Raw genomic sequence first — 20549 nt, 5'->3', positions numbered from 1 at the left:
TTCTTGGTGTCTTTGTGTCTTGGTGAGTCCAGCCCCCGTCTTGGCTTCTGCCGAGATGGGGGACTGGCGAACCCGGAGGGTGGTGAAAAAAGAATGATTGAAACACAAAGACACAAAGACACAAAGAGGAAAATAGTCTTCTCTACTAAGATAATGGTTCGTTTTTTACCCACCTTGACAGGGCTAGGCTTGACACTTCGCAGAAATTTGTTTAAATGAATTTAAATAGGTAATATCGACTGCCAAAAAACTTTCAACTCGCAATGCAAGTAAACGTTCGCCTAACAACTACCACCACTACTACCCAAACTACCAATTGGGGGGTTGTGAGGCGATCGCGTTGATTTAAAATTCGACAGCACCGCATCAACCCTCCAGGCAATGCCTAGGAGGGTTTTGAGTTTTTATAGAAGAACTAGGAGAGAACAGATGTCTATTTATTGGACTACCACCACTACCACCACAATCGCGCCTGGAGGGACGTGAGGATAGATGCTGCGTGCAATCGAAACCCAACCACCCCTCTAAGTCAAACCTAGAGGGGTTTTTCATTAGCAAATTATTCACAAGGAGATACAACCATGTCCGATCATCGAGAACTAGCAAGAGTAATGGATTTATTTCATTTTGAGGAGCATAGTCCAGGAATGGTGTTTTGGCATCCCATCGGACTTCAGTTTTTCCGGGTTATCGAAGACTTTATGCGACAAGTTTACCAAGCTTACGACTTTGAGGAAGTGCGATCGCCTGTAGCATTGAATCGATCGCTTTGGGAACGTTCAGGACACTGGCAAAAGTTCCGTAAGAACATGTTTGTTGTAGGTATTCCGGATGCTGATGCAGAACCCGACTATGCGTTAAAACCAATGTCATGTCCTGCACACATTGCCATCTACAAATCTCACAAGCGCAGTTATCGGGAAATACCGATGCGATTGCTGGAATTTGGCATTGTCCATCGTAACGAACCTTCCGGTACGCTATCTGGCTGTATGCGTCTGCGTCAGTTTGTGCAGGACGATGCCCATATCTTTTGCCGGGAAGCCGACATCCGAGATGAGATTAGCAATTTTCTGAGGATGGTCAAGCAGGTTTACGCAGCGTTTGGATATAATAACTTTTCAATTCGGATTGCTCTACGACCAGAGCAACGTCTTGGATCGGATGAACTATGGGATCGGGCTGAGTCTGCCTTGATTGAAGCGGTGCAAGCCCTGGGTTACGCCTATGAATTAGCGCCTGGTGAAGGATCTTTCTACAGTCCCAAGATTGAAGTTAGCTTGCAAGATCACTTAGGGCGATCGTGGCAGTGTGGCACGATTCAGGTTGATTTCAACTTTCCTCAACTTTTTGATTTATCCTTCGTCAATGAGAAAGGCGATTTAGAGCAACTGGTGATGCTGCACCAAGCAGTTCTAGGTTCTTTGGAACGCTGGATTGGCATTTTGTTGGAAAATCACAGTGGGGTTTTACCGCTTTGGGTTGCTCCTGTGCAAATTGCCGTGGCTTCAGTTTCTGAAAAATCGGCAGATTGGGCGGAAGTGATTTTCAAAAGGCTGAAACAGATAGGGGCGAGGGTAGAATTGCATGTGAGCGATCGCACGATTGCCAAAAAGATTCGAGAACTGTCTGTACGCAAGATTCCACTAATTGCTGTTGTCGGTGAAAAAGAAGCGATGAATCAATCTCTCAACTTGCGTCGTCTCGGAATTGCTGGACAACAGGAAGTTCAGCTTCCTGAGTTAGAAGCAGAATTATTAAATCTAAGATAAAGCTTTCTTTGTGTCTTTGTGGTTCAAAAATAAGTTTTATGAACCACCAAGACACCAAGTTGATAAGCTGATGTGCATTTAAGTTGCATAATCAGGGCGGGCGAGACGCTCCGAAGTTCCGAACCCTTTGGGAAGCCGCCCGGAGGGCGTCTACGGAGGAAACCTCCGCTCGGACTTCTCTTGAGAAGGCATTAGAAGAAGATACCTTGTTAGTTTATGCCATGAATGGTGATGTCCTACCTATAGATCATGGGTTTCCCATGCGAGTTTTGGTTCCGGGTTGGGTGGGTATTGCTCATACCAAATGGGTTGGCAGCATTCAGGTTTCAGAAACACCTCTGTTTTCCACATACAACACTAAGAAATATGTCTTAATTGGGGAAGATTATCCTGTTCCAGAAAAGCTGAAAGTACAAGGAGTGATGGGGCAAATCTTAACCACGCAAAAAGTCAAAAGTGCCTTTGAATTACCTTGGGATGGACAAATCAAGGCCGGAAAACATCTCATTCGTGGGCGTTCTTGGTCAGGTGAAGGAAAAATTACTAAAGTAGAGGTCAGTTTAGATAATGGCAAAACTTGGCGAACTGCCAGACTGCGGGAACCGAATATTGCCTCAGCATGGGTACGATGGGATCTAGACTGGGATGTTCGTCCAGGAAGCTATGGTTTGCGTGCTCGTGCCACCGATTCTAGTGGCAATACTCAACCGGATAAAGTTCCTTGGAATGACGAAGGTTATAGCTATTGGGCTGTTGTTACTCATCGAATCAAAGTTGTCTGAAAGGGCTTGCTGGGCATTGAGCCTAGATAGCTGCACATTCGGAAATTAAGGCTCTTAACGATGTCAGTGCGATCGCAGTTCTTTGCAGACATCTAACTCGTGGGCAGCGATCGCTTTTTTTATGAACCTATGCCACGGCTGAAGCGCCCTACTGCGAAGGAAGCTTTTTTCGCAAAGGATGCTGAGGCTATAGCTCAAGCGCTGAAAAAGCAGCCATACCATTCACCCCGTGAGCAACGATCCAAAATTTGTTCGCCAGACACCAAAGCAAAATCCTAGCTATGCCAGCATTAATTTAGATATATCAAATGGTTGAGGTTGTTTGACATTCTGCCTTTTTTTGCAGGCTGATTTTGGAGGGATAAATGTCTAAACTACACTCACACTAGTTTACCCGATCTTTTCAGAATATCAAGTCCCCTAATCTTGCTTTTCAAGGGGGATGAGGGGGAATCGACAACAGATTACAACTAACAGGGTGCGATCGCCAGACATTTAGTTAACTAAATGCCAACCCAACTCGCGGACGCAAATCCAAGATGCGGCAATCTTCTGTGAAATTGGAAGCCAACACTGTACTTGGTACTCCAAGTCAGTGTGGGTAGTTCACCGTAATTGTCTTCTGTTGTTTCAAGACAGAGAGTTACCCAACTGAAAGCGAGGTTTCTATGAATATAGGCAGAGCCATTCTTTTGATTGCTTTGGTTTTTCCAGGCTTGATGGTGGCGGGAACATCGATTTACTCGTTCAACAATGATTACGCAGCGATGGAAAGAACCGAGAGATATGTGGATCAGTTAGCAAGGCAGAGAAGAGTAAGTCAGAGACAGTTAGATTTAGCTTACCATCGCAGTATGGTTCACCGCATGAATGCATTTACTAATGGCACATGGGGATTCATCGGCGCGACGATCGCAGCCATTGGTATACATGGGTTGGCAATTACTAAAGATGAATTATTTCAAGACCAAAAGAAAGCTTCATAGTTAGTGGATAGTAGTTAGTAGTTAGTGGTTAGTGGTTGGTAGTTGGCTTTTAATCTTTACCACTAACCACTATCCACTATCCATTAACAGTCACCACGAGAAATATGTTTATTTGCGCTGCCTACTTATCAATGATAAATTTCTTGAGGTCAGCTAAAGCGCGATCGCGATAGCGTCCGTATCGTTCCTGTTTGTTTTTGATTTTCTCTCCTAGTTCGGGCAGAATTCCAAAGTTGGGTGGCATGGGTTGAAAATGCTTGGGTGAAGCCGAACTGATAAATTCAAACAGCGCCCCCATCATCGTTGTTGTCGGTAGATTTAACGGTTCTTTACCCAAAGCTAGTCGTGCAGCATTTGTGCCAGCCAGCCATCCACCCGCAGAAGCGGCTGTGTAGCCTTCAGTACCAATCAACTGCCCAGCACCTAACAATGTCTGACGATTTTTAAATTGCAAGGTAGGTAGCATCAACTGCGGTGCATTAATAAAGGTATTGCGGTGCATCACCCCTAACCGTACAAACTCGGCATTTTCCAAACCGGGTATCATTTGGAATACGCGCTTTTGCTCGCCCCAGCGCAGGTTAGTTTGGAATCCTACCATGTTCCAAAGTTGACCTGCTTTGTCTTCTTGTCGCAGCTGCACCACGGCGTAAGGACGTTCACCACCCCCCCTTACATTCCCCCCGCTTGTGAGGGGGACAGAGGGGGGGTTCAATCCTACTGGTTTGAGCGGCCCGTAGCGCATTGTATCTTCTCCTCGCCGTGCTAGTTCTTCAATAGGCAGACAAGCTTCAAAAAATTTTGCTGTTTCCCGCTCAAAATCCTTCAATTCTGTTTGTTCAGCTGCACAAAGTTCTTGCCAAAACCGCAGGTATTGCTCTTTATTCATCGGACAGTTGAGATAAGCGGCTTCGCCTTTGTCGTAGCGAGAGGCAAGAAAAGCAATGTCGTGGTTAATCGTTTCTCCAACAACAATAGGACTAGCGGCATCGAAAAAGCTAAGATATTCCATCCCGGTGAAGCGACGCAAATCTTCAGCTAAATCGGGACTGGTAAGCGGCCCAGTTGCTAAAACTACAATTCCTTCCGGTATACTACGTATTTCATCCCGACGCAGTTCGATTAAAGGATGTTGAGAGAGGGTTTGTGTTAAATCTTGGCTAAATTGTCCTCTATCAACGGCTAATGCTCCTCCAGCGGGGACTTGATGTTCATCCGCTTTAGCAATCACAATCGAACCGAGTTGACGCAATTCTTCATGTAACAAACCAGCAGCGCGATCGCTAGCCATTGCGCCAAAAGAATTACTGCACACCAATTCTGCTAAGTGTTCTGTATGATGGGCGGGACTGAAGCGATGGGGGCGCATTTCATAGAGAATTACGGGTACTCCCGCCTGGGCAATTTGCCAAGCTGCTTCTGTTCCAGCCAGTCCACCTCCAATAACTACGATCGGTTGTTTTTCCATAATTAAATACTTAGTTTCACCCTTTGCACTTTACTAAAACTTTCACTGCCTGAGAAAGATTATTTTTTAATGCTATATATCAATTTATACTTTTAACCAGAGGTTGTTAATTGCTAAATAAAAAAGATAATTGACGTATAAAGTATGAAACATGTACATACAATGATACTGTTTACTAGTCCAACCGAGGTTGAATAATAAAGTTGTTTGGGTGCGTTTGTGAGTAAACACAACCCAAAATCATTGCATTTAATTAGTAGCTGTCCACCGAGCTATAAATTCTTGACCTTTGTCTTTTCCATGCTGGTAAACTGCACAGAATCCCTCAACAGTAGCATCTGTAAAACTAACTCCGAACTCTTGGGGATCTACATCCGGTTTAATAATGTGGATATCCACCCCTTTGTAATTCTCAGGAATTGGCTGTAGTTGGAACATATCACGATAGAGGGTTCCTGGTTCGTTAGCGATCGCGATCGCTTCGGTGTATCCCAACTCAACCATTTCTATTGCTGGACACAAACAAGTGTAGGAAGCGTCAACGTAAGGCTTTCCACCTATCCAAGCGGGGACATCCCAAGCATGCAGCATTCGAGAAGAAGCATAAGCCACTTCTTCAAAATTACTGGTATCAAGACGCAGTTCATCTTTGAGATTGTTGGTGCTAAATAACACCGCCTGCAAATGCTCGTTTACCCAACTGCGATCGCCTTTGCTTGCGGATACCAATAAACGCCGTCCTAAACGTCTCGCTTTTTCAGTTTGAGTCTCGTTAGTAGCTTCTGGAGTGATTACTGCACTGGTAGCAACAAAATATTCTGGTGTTTGTGCTGCAAATAGTAGCTCTTTCAGCGGACTGAAATGTGCAATTCCCCCAAGTGCTAATTGGCTCATCCCCACATCCGGTTGTTTGATTACTTTTAACCCGGCTAACCAGTAATCAACGCCCAAATCTGTAGCTTTGCCAATGGTAGCCCAAGCAGTTGGTATAACCGATGAAGATGCAGCGGCATAGGCATCAGCTCGAATTCCGGCAGATTCTAGCGCACTTAATACACCATGAGTGAAAGCGCCTTTAAAGCTACCAGAGGAACAGGCGATCGCCAATTTTTGTGTATTTTTCATAATATATTTCTATTACTTTGCATGATTTACTCGGTTCATCTCGCGTTGATGCAGTTTCATCAAAACCCGCCGGAATTGCTCAAACTCTTCTGCACTCAATTCCGTCTTTTGCCATGCAGGACGTTGATCTGTAGGATAAAGCTTGGCATAGTCACTACTTTAATTGAATTTCAGACTCAACGGTCTTTTTTTTCATAAAAAAAACAAAAAAGATGTTTACTTTATATCCGCAATTGACTTTCGATGTAATCATTTAAATGCTTAGTTACTCTTTGCATATGAATCGAATCTCCATATAACTTGCTCATCATTACAGCCCCTTCTAGGGCTGAAATAATTATGGTTGCAACTTCATCAGCATCAACGTCCGGACGGATTTCTCCTTTTTCAATTCCTTTTTGAATGATTCGACAAAGCATATCGCGCCACGAATTCATTGCCTGTTGGGTACGTTCTCGCAATGCTGGGTGAGCATCATCACTCTCAACCGCAGTATTCAACAGCGGACAACCTCCTTTGATAGGTGGATTATCTATATATTTGTGAAATACATCAATAATTGCTTGCAAGCGTTCAATTGCATGACGCTTGTTCCGCAAGGCAGTTCGATATAGTTGCCTAATGCAGGCGATCGCATAATCAAAAGCCTGTAGCGCTAGTTCATCTTTGCTGTTGAAATGATTATATATCCCTCCTTTTTGCAATCCTGTCACTCGCATGATGTCTGAAATAGACGAGCCAGCATACCCCTGTTGATTAAACAGTTCGGCCGCTTGCTGGATAATTCTTGCTTTTGTTTCTTCGCCTTTTGACATCAATATATTTGCGACCAACTGGTCTGAATAAGTCTAACTTGATGTATAGTTTGCAGTCAAGCTGCGAGAGGAAAGAGGGACAAGGAAAGGAAGATGGGGAGATGGGGAGACATAATCCCATTATTCCATCACCCACCCCCATGCGACGGCTAGTGTTAACGGAACCGTATTAGATTGTTTTCTACTTTCTTCAAGTGGGACGATAGGCGATACGCAGACTTTGCACAAGAATAACCAGAGATGCGATCGCCATCAAAGCTCCCCAGAACCAGTAAGGTAAAAACAATTCCTGCTGAATCTGTGCAGTATCAGATAGCCCCAGATAACCAGCACCATAGCTAAATAAATAATTGAGTTGATGATAAGTACTTACACAGGCTTGTACGCCCAGAAATTGAATGCTAAACTCCTGTACCCAACGAGGTGCTTTAAGACTAACACCCAATATCACAAAGCCTAACAGGGGAATTGCTACCAATCCAAACGGCGATCGCACCCAAATTAGCGCTGAAAGCATCAAAAAACCACCTAAAATTTTCAAAATCCAGGTGGTAGTATTAAAGTTGCGTGAAGCTAAAATCAAAGCAGCACCAGCTATAGGCGGCCCCATTGGCCCAGCTGCTGCTACTAAAGCACGACCAAGCGGCCCCAATAAAAATCCACCACTGTAACTATAAGTCGCTACACCAGAACCATCAGGAAAAATCTGCAATTGCTGAAAATTTCCTCCTAACAACAGCGCCATCAACCCGTGACCCATTTCATGAAACCAAGTAGCCAGAATGCTAAATGGGTACAAAATGTAATCACCTGCGGGTAGTTGCCATAATACAATGGTCGCGATCGCCGCTACTATTAACCAGGTAAACCCCATACGATCAAGTGGGGCTTCTTTGGTGAATATGGGTTCAAAATCTTTCCTATGTTCCCTCATGGGTGACTTTCCTTAGCTTTTCAAGCCAAGTGCTTCAATAGCACTTGTATCCATCCTAGCCGCTTCTGAGAGTGAGGAGAACGCGGATTCAAATCTTGTACCCTACCCTGCGAGAAGAGCTACTCTCCGAGAAGCCACCCTCTGGGCGTCTACACCCTAGGAGTGGGAGAGCCTCCCGGCTGTTGAACATAGGTGCAAGATATCATTTTATACAAAGTTATATTTGGTTTTGCAGACCAATCAGGGAAAAGAGAATCAGTTCCTACTTTACTATATTTCTCATTCTCCAATTTCTGTGTCTTTTTCCCCACTTACCACTACGCTACCCCGCTGAAGTGAGGAAACATCTGCACACGCTCCATTTACCATTGTTGCTGAGCAACGCCGCGAGGTGACTAGCAGTGCAGTCGATACTCCGAGATGAATTTGAATTTGTGGCCCAGAGCGAGCTAAGCGGAGAATGACTCCATCTGTAACCAGTATTTGCACAATCGCTTCTCCATCTATATAAGTTCCATTTGCACCTAAGTTCACAACTTCCCAGCCACGATCTATTCGTCGTATTTCGATGTGAAGGCGGGAAACCACGGCACTATAAAGAACAACATGGTTATCCGCCGCTCGTCCAATGCGAATGACTGGTTCGTCGTCTGCAAAAGTCCAACTTTGAGCTGGAATGGATTGTAGTGGGTGCAGGAGGGTAAGTGTAATCACGCGCGAGGCTTGTATCAATTCCCTCTACTATAACTGACTACCTAAGAGAATTGAAACAGGAATGTTACCAAATCTCCCTTACCCAGGCTAATGCGATCGCCTGGTCTTAAACGATGTCGGTTTCCTGGCAATAGTGGCAAATTATTGATGTAAGTACCGTTAGAACTACCTACATCTTCAATATAGTAAGCGTCTCCTTCCACACGAATATCTGCATGAATCCGCGAAACAATTTCCGAATTGGGAAATCCAGAAACATCCACATCCGGGGGAATACGGTCATTGGGCTTACCAATATGAATGACAGAAAGATTCTGTGGCAATTCAATTTGTCTGTCGGTTTGGACATGAACAAGCCGCGCAGTTACCTGCTGTAATTGCGTTCTAGCAGCAGTGACTGGTGGTGTGGGCTGTGGTGGTTCGACTTCCGGTGCTGGTGCGGGTTGTGGTTCTGGTGCCGGACTTTCTTCCTCAGCAGTTATAGGCGTCGCTGCGACAGTTGGTGGTGGCAGTGGCACTGGTGGCATCGGGGCTGGAGATGGGCCTGTTTCCTCAGCAGTAAAAATTGGAGCTGGGGCGGCAGGTGGTTCCGGAATTTCATTTTCTGAAGGAGCTGCTACTGCTGTTGGTGGTAAAGGTGAAGAGTCAGGCGCAGTATAACTGGTAGATCCACTCATCGATACTGTTTGTTGTTGTACAAGTGGGTCAGGATTTACTAAAGGTTCTACTTCTAGAGGGATGTCTGGTGCTACGGTTGCTGCTACTGGTATTGGCGTACCTGTACGCAGGTGGTAGCCACACTGTCCGCAAAAAGAAGCATCTGCCTGCACGGTTGCCCCACAACTAGGACAGGTAGTAGTCGCTGGTAACGGGGTATAGCAAGCTTCACACTGGGTAGCGCCATCAGGGTTGTGGTGATTGCAGTTTGGGCAGACGATCATGGAATTTAACCTTTGTTCTAGGTCATCATACAATAGTGCTGGCAAGCAGAGGGGCAAACTCTAGCTTCCGATCTTAGCAATTACTATTTATGAAGGCAGAAAGCAGAAGGTAGAAGGTTAAAAGATGAAAAATTTACACTTTAATATTTCATCGTTCATACTCTACCCTACTCTGCGGAAAGACGCCTTGACAGGCGTCTACATACTTCTTCTTTCTTCCTTCATCACTTATTTAAGTTCATCACCCGCCGCTGCATCCAACAGCCACCAAAGTTCTCCTTGGGGTTGAATTAAGCGGGATGGGTAAGTAAAACTATCTGCTTGGAGTGCGAAAACTTGAGCTAAAGCTGGTTTTTTGTTGGCACCAGCCACTACAAAAATAACGCACCTTGCTGCGTTAATGAATGAATATGTAAAGGTGATACGTGGGTTGCCGTCTTTGTTACCTACTGTAACTAAGCGATCGCTTACTTTTAAAGCTTCTGTGTGGGGGAACAAAGAAGCAGTGTGACCATCATCACCCATTCCTTGCAACATCACATCTAAAGCAGGAAACTCACCCGGCGAACAATGAAAAAATTCTTGCAGTTCCTGTTCGTACTTAGCCGCAGATACTGCTGGATCGCCTTCGGTAGTGGGCATTGGGTGAATATTAGCCGCTGGTATATCCACGCGATCTAACCATGTACGACGCGCCATGCCTTCATTGCTATCTGGGTGATCGGATGGAACGTAACGCTCATCTCCCCAAAATACATGAATTTTATCCCAAGGTAGATTTTCTGTGGCGATCGCTTCGTATAACGGCTTGGGTGTGCTGCCGCCAGAAAGGGCGATGGTAAATCTCCCCCGCTGTTCAATCGCAGCGTTAATTTTTGAGAGGATCAATTCTTTTGCTCGCGCAATCAGCGCTGCCTGATCCGGTAGAATTTCAACCTTTCTGTTCATCGCTTCCTCATGATATTGGCGACTTCCAGCATTACCATATCGAACTTATAACTAATCCTGTTTTGACCTTCTGAAACTTTTAACATCAACAATTTGTTTATTCAACACAGATACGGCAAAGTAATAAAATTTCGCCAAATCTTAATAAAAATCATTAGTAACATGGGAAATAGGAAATTAGTAAAAATTATGAATGATTTTTGCTGAATGCTGAAAATTTCATAATTCATAATTCATAATTCATAAATTTTTACCCTATTTTCAGAGGAGCGATCGCTTGCTGTTGGGCAATTAACAATTTCTGAATTCCTTTTTCTGCGAAATCTAACAGTTGATTCAACTGGGCACGGCTAAAACTGCCTTCTTCGGCTGTTCCCTGGACTTCAATAATCTCTAAATCTTGATTCATCACCACATTGAAATCTACTGTAGCGGCAACATCTTCAATGTAGTTCAAATCTAGGAAAGCCTCTCCCTGTAGTAATCCGACGGAAACAGCTGCTACTTGTCCAACTAGGGGCGATCGCTCTAAAACTCCCTGCTGCATCAATTTGGAAATCGCATCTGCTAACGCTACAAACCCGCCTGTGATCGCTGCTGTTCTTGTACCTGCGTCTGCTTGTAGCACATCTGCATCTACATTCAGCGTGCGTTCTCCCAAGGCATCCAAATCTACTGCTGCCCGTAAGCTGCGTCCAATTAAACGCTGAATTTCTTGAGTCCGGCCAGATAATTTCAAAAATTCTCGTTCTTGCCGTTGTTGAGTGGCAGTTGGTAACATTCGGTACTCAGCGGTTAGCCAACCTTTACCAGTACCAGCTAGAAATTTGGGGACTCCTTCAGCTACGCTCACGGTACACAGTACTTTTGTTTCACCGCAGATTGTGAGAACCGAACCAGGAGCAAAGCGAGTAAAATTTTGCTGAAAGCTAACGGGACGGAGTTGATAAGGTTGCCGACCGTCTGGACGCTGCCAAGCCATTGGAGTAGCCTCAAAATTTTAATATTAGGATACTGCCTTCAGATTATCCTTTCAGTTTGAGGTTTCGGTATTTTTAAACAACTATGTTAAGAATTTAGGGACTAGGGACTGGGGACTGGGGAAAAGTTCTATAGACTGTTAAGCAACAGAGACGAGATTAATAATACAGTGCTGCACCATTTCTGGTGACTGATCGCCATTAATCGTCAATAAGCGGCGGCGGCGATCGTAATATTCCAGTATGGGAATAGTGCGATCGTAGAATAATTCGACGCGGCGCTGTACAATTTCTGGTTGGTCATCAGGAAGAGAACGACCTAAAGCACGGCTGACCATAACCGCATGTGGTACTTGTAAATAAATTGCCCAGTTTAAATCTTGTCCTAGGTCATCTAACAAAAAATCCAGTTCTTCTGCTTGAAAAGCAGTACGGGGATAACCTTCTAACACCCAACCACGGTTGACATTAGGCTGCTTCAGCCGAGCTAGGATGAATTCAATAATTATTTCGTCTGGAACTAATTCCCCTGTTTGCACGTATGGTTGAGTGAGACGTCCCCAGTCAGTTAATTTCGCTATTGCTTGGCGCAAAATTTCCCCTGTGGCAATCAGAGGAATATCAAAATGTTCGCTAAGCCTTTGTGCTTGAGTGCTTTTTCCTGCTCCTGAACCTCCCAGAATGACCAATCTCACAACAATTCACTCCTAGTATCTCTGTCAATTTCACAACTGTCTTAATCTGTTTTGACAAACAAAAGGTAAATTTCACATCCGGACATTTCAGAAGTTTTTCAGAATCTTCCAGCCCGATCTCAGGTGTTTCCGGGATTTAAGCTTCCAGTTAGATGTTTTAATTTTGACCATCAATTGTAGAAGCAAGATGAAAAATTGAAAACGCAATAGCTCTTGACTTCAGTACAAACGTAGTGTTTGACTAAGAATGCAAATTGCAAAATCCACTACACATTCTTAAAAATAGCTTGATTATACAAGCAGGTTTACCAAAACTAACCTCAGAAAAAGCGCTTTAATTTGTTGTAACTTTTTGAACATTTATCTATGGTTGCCCAGCTAGAAACCCCAAGCGGAAATTCGACCCTTAGCTTACCATATGCTGTAGAGGGTCTCGTACAAGTTTTCACTAGTGCTCATCGTAACTTTTTTACTAGCGTTATGGCTCAGGCACTGAGAATTGCCGGTCAGGGTACGCCAGTGCTAGTAGTGCAATTCCTCAAAGGAGGCATCCGTCAAGGACACGAACATCCCATTCGGTTAGGACAAAATTTAGATTGGATTCGCTGCGATTTGCCTCGTTGTATTGATACACCACACCTCGACGAATCCGAAGCTCAAGCCCTACAAAAGTTGTGGCAACATACACAAAAGGTTGTATGTGAGGCTAAGTATTCTCTCGTTGTATTAGATGAATTAAGTTTAGCGATTAACTTTGGTTTAATTCCTGAAGCAGAGGTTTTAGCATTTCTGGCAAAACGTCCCTCTCATATCGATATCATTCTCACAGGGCCAGACATGCCAAAATCGATTCTAGATATAGCAGATCAAATCACGGATATTCGTCGCAGTCATCAACCTTAAACAAATAATCTGTTCAGGTTATCTTAGAAAGATTGTTGAAATTAGCAAAAAAAACGCTATTCTAGTAAATCGGTTTAAATTAGGGTTAGCGGCGAACTCGTGATTAAAAACGATATCTGGATTACTGAAAAGGCTCAAAAGGGAATGATTTCCCCCTTTGAGTCTACACAAATTCGTCACATTGAAAACTTACCTGTAATTTCATATGGTCTTAGCAGTTTTGGCTATGATATCAGACTATCACCTGTAGATTTCCGCATTTTTAGGCATATTCCAGGTACAGTCGTTGATCCCAAGAATTTTAATCCTGAAAATTTGGAATCAACAAAACTTCATAAAGATACCAATGGCAGCTATTTTATTCTTCCTGCCCATTCTTATGGTCTTGGAGTTTCTCTCGAAAAGCTAGAAATACCTGACAACATTACAGTCATTTGTTTAGGTAAAAGCACTTATGCTCGTTGCGGAATCATTGCAAATGTTACTCCAGCCGAAGCAGCTTGGCGCGGTTACTTAACCCTAGAGTTATCTAATGCTTCTAGTGCTGATTGCCGCATTTATGCGAATGAAGGAATAGTACAATTATTGTTTTTGGAAGGAGCAAATTGTGCTGTTAGCTACCAGGCACGTCAGGGGAAATATCAAGACCAGCCTGAAATTGTCACTCTTGCTCGGGTTTAAACTTCCATGTCAAAAATAAGAGTTTGCATTTCTTGCGATGTAAAGGAGATTTGTCGTGAATGTCAATCCTGACGGATACAGATTTGAAAAAGATATTATGTTATGACGAAGCGCAGTGGAATGATAATAAACCATTGTTAATTGAGCATGGTTCAGATGATTGTTTAACACCTATGGGCTATGACTTGAGAGTAGGTGGTTTTTACAAAACATTCATAGCTAAACCTAACCTTGACACCCTTGAAGAAGGAAAATCGGTTGTAATTAAGCCAGGAGACATAGCTTTAATCGGTACTTATGAAAGGTTAAGAATGCCCCAAGATGGTTCAATATCAGCATTGATATTGTCCAGAGTATCACAGGTTTCCAGAGGGCTATCTAACATATCAACAAAGGTTGATCCGGGTTGGGCAGAAGGTGAATTGTTAATACCAGTACAAAACTTTTCTAGAGATGTTATAGAACTTAAGCACAAAGAAAAGTTTTGTACAATCATTTTCTTCAAAAATGAATCTGCCGCGTCTTTATATAATTCAAAGTCAAGTCGTTTAAAATTCTTTCAACTCCTAGCTCAGACCAGTCGTAAATCCTTAAATAAGGATTTGCAGCTAGGTATTATATCGATATCTGTATATTCAATTTTTTTTTGGGATAGGATATTACTTTTTTCAAGATAAACCTAGTCTAATTGGAGCTATAGTAGCATTAGGAATAGCAGTCGAGAAAATAGTATCTGGAATAGCTGCAAGGATTATAGGTAGAAGATAAAAAAGATTTACCTCATATAAAAACTATTGTATATAAAATACTAAAGTGAATTAAAATTAGGAGATGAAATGTTTATTTTATCATTTTCAGCAATTTATCTTGCTCGTAAATAAATTCTTTTTTCATTGACAAAGCAATTTCTGCTTTTTGTAATTCCGTGCCCAAATACATTGCATGTTCAACTTGCAAGCCAGGACAATCTGCTGCTATTTGCTGATATAGTTTTTTTGCAGATTTACCTGAATAACAGTTAACTATTTCTCCTGAACCAGGAGTCATATGTTCTACTAAAATTTGATTATCTTGTACGATAATGACAAAACTGCCTGCGGGATCGGCGTAATCTCTTTGCTGATAAATTTGAGGATATTGAGATTGAATCACTTTTTCTGCATTTTCCCAACAGTCATCATAAATATGGGCGCTTTGACTAATGGTAATTAATGGCCCTATTTTCAATTGATGATAAAACCTTTGTATGATTTCATCTCGAATATGTCGTTGCAAAGCCCTTAATCCCATTGCATTAGCGGGCCAGGCAGAAAACATGTCATTGCTGCGAAAAGTCGCCGTTAAAGATAACTCATTATCTACTATTCTTACCCAAATATGATTCAAGCAAGGTGGACTGTCGTTACCATCCTTACTAACATCCCATAAAGACATTACCGCTCTGGCTGAATCAATATCTTGTCCTAAGCGTGAAATAACTTGTTCAATTTGGTCACGTCCGAACCAAGAACGTAACCTTTGACCGTATGTATATTTCACTCCTTCTTGTGTCGGCGAATCATCTAAAACTTGGGAAATATATTCTTGTAAAAAACTGCGGTCAATGGGCAAATAGTTCGGTTCTGGAAAATAAAAATCTTCTGGTTCCTCCGTGACAATTGCCACTAAATCAATTAATTCTTGCCATTGTCCATCATAACCAGTAGGTCGAATTGTTCCAGTTGTTTTAATGCGATGGATTATTTTTACCCAAGTTTCAGCGATGGTTTTACCTTCTATGCGATGTCCATAACGTTCTCCAGGTAAAATAGTTGGTTCAGCCTTTGGCATGGGATATTCTTTTTCTTCCCCCCAAGGTTCAAGAGTTTCTTGCTTTGCAAAAGTCCTCACAAAATCACAAGCTTCCGCGATTGATTTTGCTTCTTTAATTTCTATACATTCCCGCAATTTTTGTAGGACATTGGCTGGAATTACTTCATCAATATATCCAGGAATGCTAGAGCGAATTCTCCAACAAAATCGCCCGGTATCACACACTCCTTTCTCAAAGCCATGATTAAAAAAGTCCAATAAACAAGTCCCAGCACCCGCGTTTTTGTCTTCTTTTGTAGCGTTGAGAACAACTAAAAAACGAACGTGGGGGTTATTCAGTAAATTGCGAATTAATAAATTTATTCCCCTTGTAGGTGAATATAGCTGACCAACTACAGCATACTCTCGTGGCTGAAGGTGTTTGGCTATGGCCTGTTTTACCGTCCATCCTGTAATTACTGCTGTCTGTCCGGAACCGTAGATGAGTTGGTTGGGCTTATACAGCGCCGTGTACTGAAATTGGGTCACTTTACCCACTGCTGTGATTGCTTGACTTAAAGTCAAAAAAAATTACCAAATTATAATCACACCACAACCAGTAACGTTTATGCAAGGTCTGCTAAGGAGCTTAACAAGGTAAATGATGTTAAATCCTGGCAATTATTGGAGAAATGGTCTTTATTGGTCAAGCGTATACAAATTTAGACCTAGATAAATGCGATCGCCCTTATTACACATCTTATTTGCTTTACAAAATTTAACTGTATTGTTACAATTATTTACATAGATGCAATTATCTCATTCATTAGGAAATATCCACCATGCGTACAAACGGTGCAATTGTTGACGATCAGGGCAAGATGAACAATTTTGCGATCGAGCCAAGGGTTTATGTAGATGAGCAAGGCGATCGCACTGGCTTTACTCCCTACGCTGAATTGCTCAATGGTCGTTTAGCAATGATAGGCTTTGTGTCTTTAATTGCATTAGAAGTGTTTACTGGACACGGCATTTTTGGTCTTTTTGGAAACCTGTAAAAATTGAGCTTTAACATCACTGACGGCTGTTTTAGTAGATGTAGAGACGCAAAAATGTTGCATCTCTACATTTTTTATTTTCAATCTCAACATCTATTGAAATGTTTGGTCTTTTCTACTGCAAGTCGTGTGGTAGGAGCAATTCATGAATTGCTCCTACCCGTGACCCGTGTACCTCATTCAAACGAAAAGCACTAGAAATCTATAAAAGCTATCCGTTTGAGGGAGTATTTCTTTAAACTCAATAGATATAGTGATAGTGTTTTCTTGTGGATGAGAGGGTAGCAAAGCTAATCATGAGCAAAACGCCCAAAATTGACCGTCAAAGGGAGCATCAGGCGAATGAGCGTACATTTTTGGCTTGGTTAAGAACTTCAATTGCATTAATTGGTTTTGGTTTTGCTATTGCTCGGTTTGGTTTGTTTATGCGCCAGTTAAGTTTTACCCTAACGCAACAGGAAATGCCGCCACATCCTTTTTTTAACTCGGAAACTTTGGGTGTTAGTTTAGTAATTTTTGGTATTGTTACTATCGTTTTTGCAGCCTGGCGATATAACCAAGTTTTCTGGCAAATTGAAAGTGGTGATTATCAACCTATTCGGTGGACAGTTTGGATTATAGCTGGAATAGTAGTGGTATTTGGATTTTTCAGTCTACCTTTGCTGATTATGCGAAATAAAGTGTCTCCACCGCAGCGAGATTTAAATCAGCCCCTGTCTCGTAATTCTCGTTAAATGTCAAACTCTATTTATTAGGAAAAATAATATTGATAATTAACCGCAGAGTCATCATAATTCATAGATGAGAGAGAAATAATGTGTTTAATCAAGCACTAAAAATTGATATATTAAAGACAAGTGATAACAAGTAATTTTCCAGGTAATATTTTCAGGTGAAATATGGCTTTAACTGCTTCAACAATGTTACCCCTAGGGACTAATGCACCAGATTTTCATCTACTGGATGTAGTATCTGGCGAGATGATTTCGCTTTCTAACTTTGTCGATAAAAAAGCACTGCTAGTCATGTTTATTTGTCGGCATTGTCCTTTTGTGAAGCACGTTCAACAAGAACTAGCAAAGTTAGGAAAAGATTACTCACAAAGTGATTTAGGAATTGTTGCGATCAGTGCCAATGATGCTAATAACTACCCAGATGATGCCCCAGATGCTTTAAAGGCAATGGCACATGAACTTGGGTTTAAATTTCCCCTGTGCTATGACGAAAGTCAAGAAACCGCCAAGGCTTATACAGCGGCTTGTACACCTGATTTCTTTTTATTTGATGGCGATCGCAAACTCGTTTATCGTGGACAATTAGATGACAGTCGTCCTAGTAATAATAAACCTGTAACAGGTGCAGATTTACGCGCTGCGATTGAGGCGGTGCTAGCGAGCAAACCTGTAAATTCAGAACAAAAACCGAGTATTGGTTGCAATATTAAGTGGAAACCAGGAAACGAACCGAGTTATTTTGGTTAGTGGATAGTGGTTAGTGGATAGTGGATAGTGGTTAGTGGGAAATAATTAACAACTAACAGCTAACTACTAACTACTAACTACTAACTACTAACTACAAATCAATGATGAATTTCCAAATTGAGAATGTAGCATCCCAGTTGGACTTTTCCTGCCCATAATTCGTATTCTACCCGCAAATGTTCTGGCAATGGATGTCCTGTCAGTGTCAGATTACGGGTAAAGTTACGTAAGCGAATTGGCTGGTTGGGTTGCAGTGATTCAGCAGGCAACCAATAACGAGTGACACCATAAACACCCCGTTCCCAAAAATGACGATAACTCAACTGGGTGTTTCCTTGCATAGTCATAGTTACCCGGTAAGGGGAAATCTCTAGCCATAAGACTCTGGGACTACTAGGGTTTAACGCCTCTTTGCTGTTTTCTACAGGCGGTGCTGTCAACAGTAAATGAAAGCGATCGCGGTCTTTTTGATACAGTGTCGCAGCAGTTTCCACAACAGACCAGAGTGGCAAGTCTGTGGAAATCAATGATAGGCACACGGGCTTACGGTGGTGAGTCAGCATGGGAGCGATAAAGGCTAAAAGCTATGGAATGAAATGAAACCAAGATCGGAAGATTGGCAGGTGAGGATAAGCAAGTGCTTAGGCAGGCCAGTTTTGATAAGCTAGACAAATCAGATTAAAAACAGGTAGAATACCCGTCTATAAAGCTCTAACGGTGTTTTTCTACAGTTAGTTTTAGCTAATGATGCTTTACACGGTTCAAAGAGTTTGTTACCAGAGTACACAGAATCGCGCCTAAACTACTTTACGCCTTGAGAGAATCGCTGGTTACATTATAAAGACGTGAGAGTATTTGTAGGTGTGCAATGTGTGATATTCCTAAGTTTTTTGGAGAAAGGCTGCCATAAACAGATGCAAAGCATGGCTTTTTGTGAGAGAAGGGAAAAATAGCAACAGGTGGACATCAAACAGAGTCTTGGTGTATTTGAGTAATTTTCATACAACGGAAAGCGATACGATACTAGCGAGGAAGTAACTAGTAGCGGCGGAAAGCCTTTGCTGGCATTCAACTTCCGGTATAGTCACAAGTCAGTTTATCCTAATGTCGCCTTCTGTTATAACCGTAGAAACTAAAGAAAACGTTTCTCAAAATTTAATAATTCAACGGCCTGCTTCTGGGCTATCTTTACGAGGTCGCATCCGGGTTCCAGGAGATAAATCTATTTCCCACCGTTCTCTGATGTTAGGCGCGATCGCCCAAGGTGAAACCCAAATTCAAGGACTACTGCTAGGTGAAGATCCTTGCAGCACAGCTAGTTGTTTCCAAGCGATGGGGGCAGAAATTTCCCCATTGAATACAGAATTGGTACGAGTTAAAGGTATCGGTCTGGGAAATTTGCAAGAACCAGTTGATGTATTGAATGCAGGGAACTCGGGTACGACAATTCGGCTGATGCTAGGACTTTTGGCGTCTCATCCAGGACGCTTTTTTACTGTTACTGGCGATAGTTCTTTGCGATCGCGTCCTATGTCTCGTGTGGTTAAACCTTTACAACAGATGGGGGCAGAAATTTGGGGACGCAAAGGCAATTCTCTAGCACCTTTAGCAATTCAAGGACAAGCTCTTAAACCCACTCACTACCATTCTCCCATCGCTTCCGCCCAAGTTAAATCCTGCATTTTGCTGGCAGGTTTAATGACTGAGGGACAAACAACCGTCACTGAACCAGCCCTTTCCCGCGATCACAGCGAACGGATGCTAAGGGCATTTGGGGCAAAACTAGATATTGACCCAGAAACCAACAGTGTCACGATTACAGGCCCGGCTCAACTAGTAGGACAAACAGTAATTGTTCCTGGTGATATCAGTTCAGCCGCCTTTTGGTTAGTAGCTGGGGCAATTGTACCAGATTCCGAGTTGGTGATTGAGAATGTCGGCATCAATCCTACCCGTACAGGCATTTTAGAAGCTTTAGCAATGATGGGAGCAGACATTCAGCTTTTAAATGAACGAGAGGTGGCTGGTGAACCTGTAGCAGACTTGCGGGTGCGTTCTAGCCGCCTGCAAAGTAGTACTATTGCCGGCGATATCATACCTAGATTGATAGATGAAATTCCGATTTTGGCAGTAGCAGCAGTATTTGCCGAAGGAATAACTGTAATTAAAGATGCTGCGGAATTGCGGGTAAAAGAAAGCGATCGCATCGCAGTTATGGCGCAGCAGCTCAACAAAATGGGAGCAAAAGTTACAGAACTACCCGATGGTATGGAAATTACAGGTGGTACTCCTCTAGTGGGTACTGATGTTGATAGCCATACAGACCATCGTATCGCCATGAGTTTGGCGATCGCAGCTCTAGTTGCCACCAATACCACCACCATTCAGCGTGCAGAAGCAGCCGCTATTTCTTATCCAGATTTTATTCCCACACTGCAACGAGTTTGCAGCTAATTAAGACTGCGGTTTTCATTT

22 protein-coding genes are annotated in these 20549 nt (G+C 42.7%); 10 read left to right on the top strand and 12 right to left on the bottom strand.

Annotated elements, in window-relative coordinates:
• The first annotated feature begins 581 nt into the window (after positions 1–581).
• Both thrS and HXY43_RS18815 read left to right on the top strand, forming a co-directional pair.
• Entirely contained in the window at positions 582–1772 is a 1191-nt protein-coding gene (gene thrS / locus HXY43_RS18820; RefSeq protein ID WP_290885980.1) for a threonine--tRNA ligase, read from the top strand.
• Positions 1773–1855: 83 nt separating this feature from the next.
• Positions 1856–2554, top strand: a complete 699-nt coding sequence (locus tag HXY43_RS18815) for a molybdopterin-dependent oxidoreductase (RefSeq protein ID WP_290885977.1) — start codon at positions 1856–1858, stop codon at positions 2552–2554.
• Between the two features lie 63 nt (positions 2555–2617).
• Here the strand turns inward: HXY43_RS18815 and HXY43_RS18810 are convergent, their stop codons facing one another.
• Positions 2618–2776: a hypothetical protein gene (locus tag HXY43_RS18810; RefSeq protein ID WP_290885974.1), complete on the bottom strand. Its 159-nt coding sequence runs from the start codon at positions 2774–2776 to the stop codon at positions 2618–2620.
• Between the two features lie 446 nt (positions 2777–3222).
• On the opposite strand from HXY43_RS18810, the gene HXY43_RS18805 reads away from it, so the two are divergent.
• Positions 3223–3540 (top strand): hypothetical protein, encoded by a 318-nt coding sequence (locus HXY43_RS18805; RefSeq protein WP_290885971.1) that lies wholly within the window; start codon positions 3223–3225, stop codon positions 3538–3540.
• Between the two features lie 121 nt (positions 3541–3661).
• Here the strand turns inward: HXY43_RS18805 and trmFO are convergent, their stop codons facing one another.
• The 9 genes from trmFO to HXY43_RS18760 all read right to left on the bottom strand — a co-directional run bounded on the left by trmFO (position 3662) and on the right by HXY43_RS18760 (position 12160).
• The gene (gene trmFO / locus HXY43_RS18800) at positions 3662–5008 is read right to left on the bottom strand and encodes an FADH(2)-oxidizing methylenetetrahydrofolate--tRNA-(uracil(54)-C(5))-methyltransferase TrmFO (RefSeq protein ID WP_290885968.1); all 1347 of its coding nucleotides are present in this window, start codon (positions 5006–5008) and stop codon (positions 3662–3664) included.
• A gap of 249 nt (positions 5009–5257) precedes the next feature.
• Positions 5258–6133 (bottom strand): hypothetical protein, encoded by an 876-nt coding sequence (locus HXY43_RS18795; protein ID WP_290885966.1) that lies wholly within the window; start codon positions 6131–6133, stop codon positions 5258–5260.
• Between the two features lie 221 nt (positions 6134–6354).
• Positions 6355–6948 carry a TetR/AcrR family transcriptional regulator gene (locus HXY43_RS18790; protein WP_290885964.1) on the bottom strand — a complete coding sequence of 198 codons (594 nt, stop codon included), beginning with the start codon at positions 6946–6948 and terminating at the stop codon, positions 6355–6357.
• A 190-nt stretch (positions 6949–7138) separates the two neighbouring features.
• Positions 7139–7882, bottom strand: coding sequence for a M50 family metallopeptidase (locus HXY43_RS18785; RefSeq protein WP_290885961.1), 744 nt, complete (start codon positions 7880–7882; stop codon positions 7139–7141).
• Positions 7883–8161: 279 nt separating this feature from the next.
• Positions 8162–8596, bottom strand: coding sequence for an FHA domain-containing protein (locus HXY43_RS18780; RefSeq protein WP_367161489.1), 435 nt, complete (start codon positions 8594–8596; stop codon positions 8162–8164).
• A 41-nt stretch (positions 8597–8637) separates the two neighbouring features.
• Positions 8638–9537, bottom strand: a complete 900-nt coding sequence (locus HXY43_RS18775; protein ID WP_290885955.1) for an FHA domain-containing protein — start codon at positions 9535–9537, stop codon at positions 8638–8640.
• Between the two features lie 228 nt (positions 9538–9765).
• Positions 9766–10485 carry a 6-phosphogluconolactonase gene (gene pgl / locus HXY43_RS18770; RefSeq protein ID WP_290885952.1) on the bottom strand — a complete coding sequence of 240 codons (720 nt, stop codon included), beginning with the start codon at positions 10483–10485 and terminating at the stop codon, positions 9766–9768.
• A gap of 250 nt (positions 10486–10735) precedes the next feature.
• Complete coding sequence (gene rph, locus HXY43_RS18765) at positions 10736–11467, bottom strand: ribonuclease PH (RefSeq protein ID WP_290885949.1); 732 nt, start codon at positions 11465–11467, stop codon at positions 10736–10738.
• 138 nt (positions 11468–11605) lie between these two features.
• The gene (locus tag HXY43_RS18760) at positions 11606–12160 is read right to left on the bottom strand and encodes a nucleoside monophosphate kinase (RefSeq protein WP_026733985.1); all 555 of its coding nucleotides are present in this window, start codon (positions 12158–12160) and stop codon (positions 11606–11608) included.
• Positions 12161–12526: 366 nt separating this feature from the next.
• Here HXY43_RS18760 and HXY43_RS18755 point away from each other — a divergent pair, with 366 nt between their 5' ends.
• The 3 genes from HXY43_RS18755 (at position 12527) to HXY43_RS18745 (ending at position 14421) form a co-directional block, all read left to right on the top strand.
• A complete protein-coding gene (locus HXY43_RS18755; protein ID WP_026733986.1) occupies positions 12527–13063 on the top strand; it encodes a P-loop NTPase family protein in 537 nt (178 codons plus the stop codon).
• A 99-nt stretch (positions 13064–13162) separates the two neighbouring features.
• Positions 13163–13744, top strand: coding sequence for a dCTP deaminase (gene dcd / locus HXY43_RS18750; protein WP_290885943.1), 582 nt, complete (start codon positions 13163–13165; stop codon positions 13742–13744).
• Between the two features lie 59 nt (positions 13745–13803).
• On the top strand, positions 13804–14421 hold the full coding sequence (locus tag HXY43_RS18745; protein ID WP_290885940.1) for a hypothetical protein: 618 nt from the start codon (positions 13804–13806) through the stop codon (positions 14419–14421).
• Between the two features lie 163 nt (positions 14422–14584).
• On the opposite strand, the gene HXY43_RS18740 is transcribed toward HXY43_RS18745, so the two are convergent.
• A complete protein-coding gene (locus tag HXY43_RS18740) occupies positions 14585–16102 on the bottom strand; it encodes a thymidylate synthase (protein WP_290885986.1) in 1518 nt (505 codons plus the stop codon).
• Between the two features lie 275 nt (positions 16103–16377).
• Between HXY43_RS18740 and HXY43_RS18735 the strand changes: the two genes are divergently transcribed.
• From HXY43_RS18735 to HXY43_RS18725, 3 genes are all read left to right on the top strand, one after another.
• Positions 16378–16593 carry a chlorophyll a/b-binding protein gene (locus HXY43_RS18735; RefSeq protein ID WP_026733989.1) on the top strand — a complete coding sequence of 72 codons (216 nt, stop codon included), beginning with the start codon at positions 16378–16380 and terminating at the stop codon, positions 16591–16593.
• Between the two features lie 296 nt (positions 16594–16889).
• The gene (locus tag HXY43_RS18730; RefSeq protein ID WP_290885937.1) at positions 16890–17327 is read left to right on the top strand and encodes a DUF202 domain-containing protein; all 438 of its coding nucleotides are present in this window, start codon (positions 16890–16892) and stop codon (positions 17325–17327) included.
• A 165-nt stretch (positions 17328–17492) separates the two neighbouring features.
• Complete coding sequence (locus HXY43_RS18725; RefSeq protein ID WP_290885934.1) at positions 17493–18074, top strand: thioredoxin family protein; 582 nt, start codon at positions 17493–17495, stop codon at positions 18072–18074.
• Between the two features lie 98 nt (positions 18075–18172).
• Here HXY43_RS18725 and HXY43_RS18720 read toward each other — a convergent pair whose 3' ends face one another.
• Positions 18173–18637: a hypothetical protein gene (locus tag HXY43_RS18720; RefSeq protein ID WP_026733992.1), complete on the bottom strand. Its 465-nt coding sequence runs from the start codon at positions 18635–18637 to the stop codon at positions 18173–18175.
• A 541-nt stretch (positions 18638–19178) separates the two neighbouring features.
• Here HXY43_RS18720 and aroA point away from each other — a divergent pair.
• Entirely contained in the window at positions 19179–20528 is a 1350-nt protein-coding gene (gene aroA / locus HXY43_RS18715) for a 3-phosphoshikimate 1-carboxyvinyltransferase (RefSeq protein ID WP_290885930.1), read from the top strand.
• Positions 20529–20549: the final 21 nt, after the last annotated feature.

The sequence above is a fragment of the Fischerella sp. genome, assembly GCF_013388695.1.
Taxonomy (GTDB): Bacteria; Cyanobacteriota; Cyanobacteriia; order Cyanobacteriales; family Nostocaceae; genus PCC9605.
Note: the sequence above shows the minus strand (reverse complement) of the source record. Positions and strands in the feature narration are given on the sequence as shown.

Excerpts from the sequence above, each read along its gene's own strand:
- trmFO (WP_290885968.1), bottom strand. The coding sequence starts at position 5,008 with ATGGAAAAACAACCGATCGTAGTTATTGGAGGTGGACTGGCTGGAACA.
- thrS (WP_290885980.1), top strand. The coding sequence starts at position 582 with ATGTCCGATCATCGAGAACTAGCAAGAGTAATGGATTTATTTCATTTT.
- aroA (WP_290885930.1), top strand. The coding sequence starts at position 19,179 with ATGTCGCCTTCTGTTATAACCGTAGAAACTAAAGAAAACGTTTCTCAA.
- rph (WP_290885949.1), bottom strand. The coding sequence starts at position 11,467 with ATGGCTTGGCAGCGTCCAGACGGTCGGCAACCTTATCAACTCCGTCCC.
- HXY43_RS18730 (WP_290885937.1), top strand. The coding sequence starts at position 16,890 with ATGAGCAAAACGCCCAAAATTGACCGTCAAAGGGAGCATCAGGCGAAT.
- HXY43_RS18755 (WP_026733986.1), top strand. The coding sequence starts at position 12,527 with ATGGTTGCCCAGCTAGAAACCCCAAGCGGAAATTCGACCCTTAGCTTA.
- HXY43_RS18795 (WP_290885966.1), bottom strand. The coding sequence starts at position 6,133 with ATGAAAAATACACAAAAATTGGCGATCGCCTGTTCCTCTGGTAGCTTT.
- HXY43_RS18805 (WP_290885971.1), top strand. The coding sequence starts at position 3,223 with ATGAATATAGGCAGAGCCATTCTTTTGATTGCTTTGGTTTTTCCAGGC.
- HXY43_RS18775 (WP_290885955.1), bottom strand. The coding sequence starts at position 9,537 with ATGATCGTCTGCCCAAACTGCAATCACCACAACCCTGATGGCGCTACC.
- pgl (WP_290885952.1), bottom strand. The coding sequence starts at position 10,485 with ATGAACAGAAAGGTTGAAATTCTACCGGATCAGGCAGCGCTGATTGCG.
- HXY43_RS18720 (WP_026733992.1), bottom strand. The coding sequence starts at position 18,637 with ATGCTGACTCACCACCGTAAGCCCGTGTGCCTATCATTGATTTCCACA.
- HXY43_RS18745 (WP_290885940.1), top strand. The coding sequence starts at position 13,804 with ATGTCAATCCTGACGGATACAGATTTGAAAAAGATATTATGTTATGAC.
- HXY43_RS18810 (WP_290885974.1), bottom strand. The coding sequence starts at position 2,776 with ATGGTATGGCTGCTTTTTCAGCGCTTGAGCTATAGCCTCAGCATCCTT.
- HXY43_RS18790 (WP_290885964.1), bottom strand. The coding sequence starts at position 6,948 with ATGTCAAAAGGCGAAGAAACAAAAGCAAGAATTATCCAGCAAGCGGCC.
- HXY43_RS18735 (WP_026733989.1), top strand. The coding sequence starts at position 16,378 with ATGCGTACAAACGGTGCAATTGTTGACGATCAGGGCAAGATGAACAAT.
- HXY43_RS18785 (WP_290885961.1), bottom strand. The coding sequence starts at position 7,882 with ATGAGGGAACATAGGAAAGATTTTGAACCCATATTCACCAAAGAAGCC.
- HXY43_RS18725 (WP_290885934.1), top strand. The coding sequence starts at position 17,493 with ATGGCTTTAACTGCTTCAACAATGTTACCCCTAGGGACTAATGCACCA.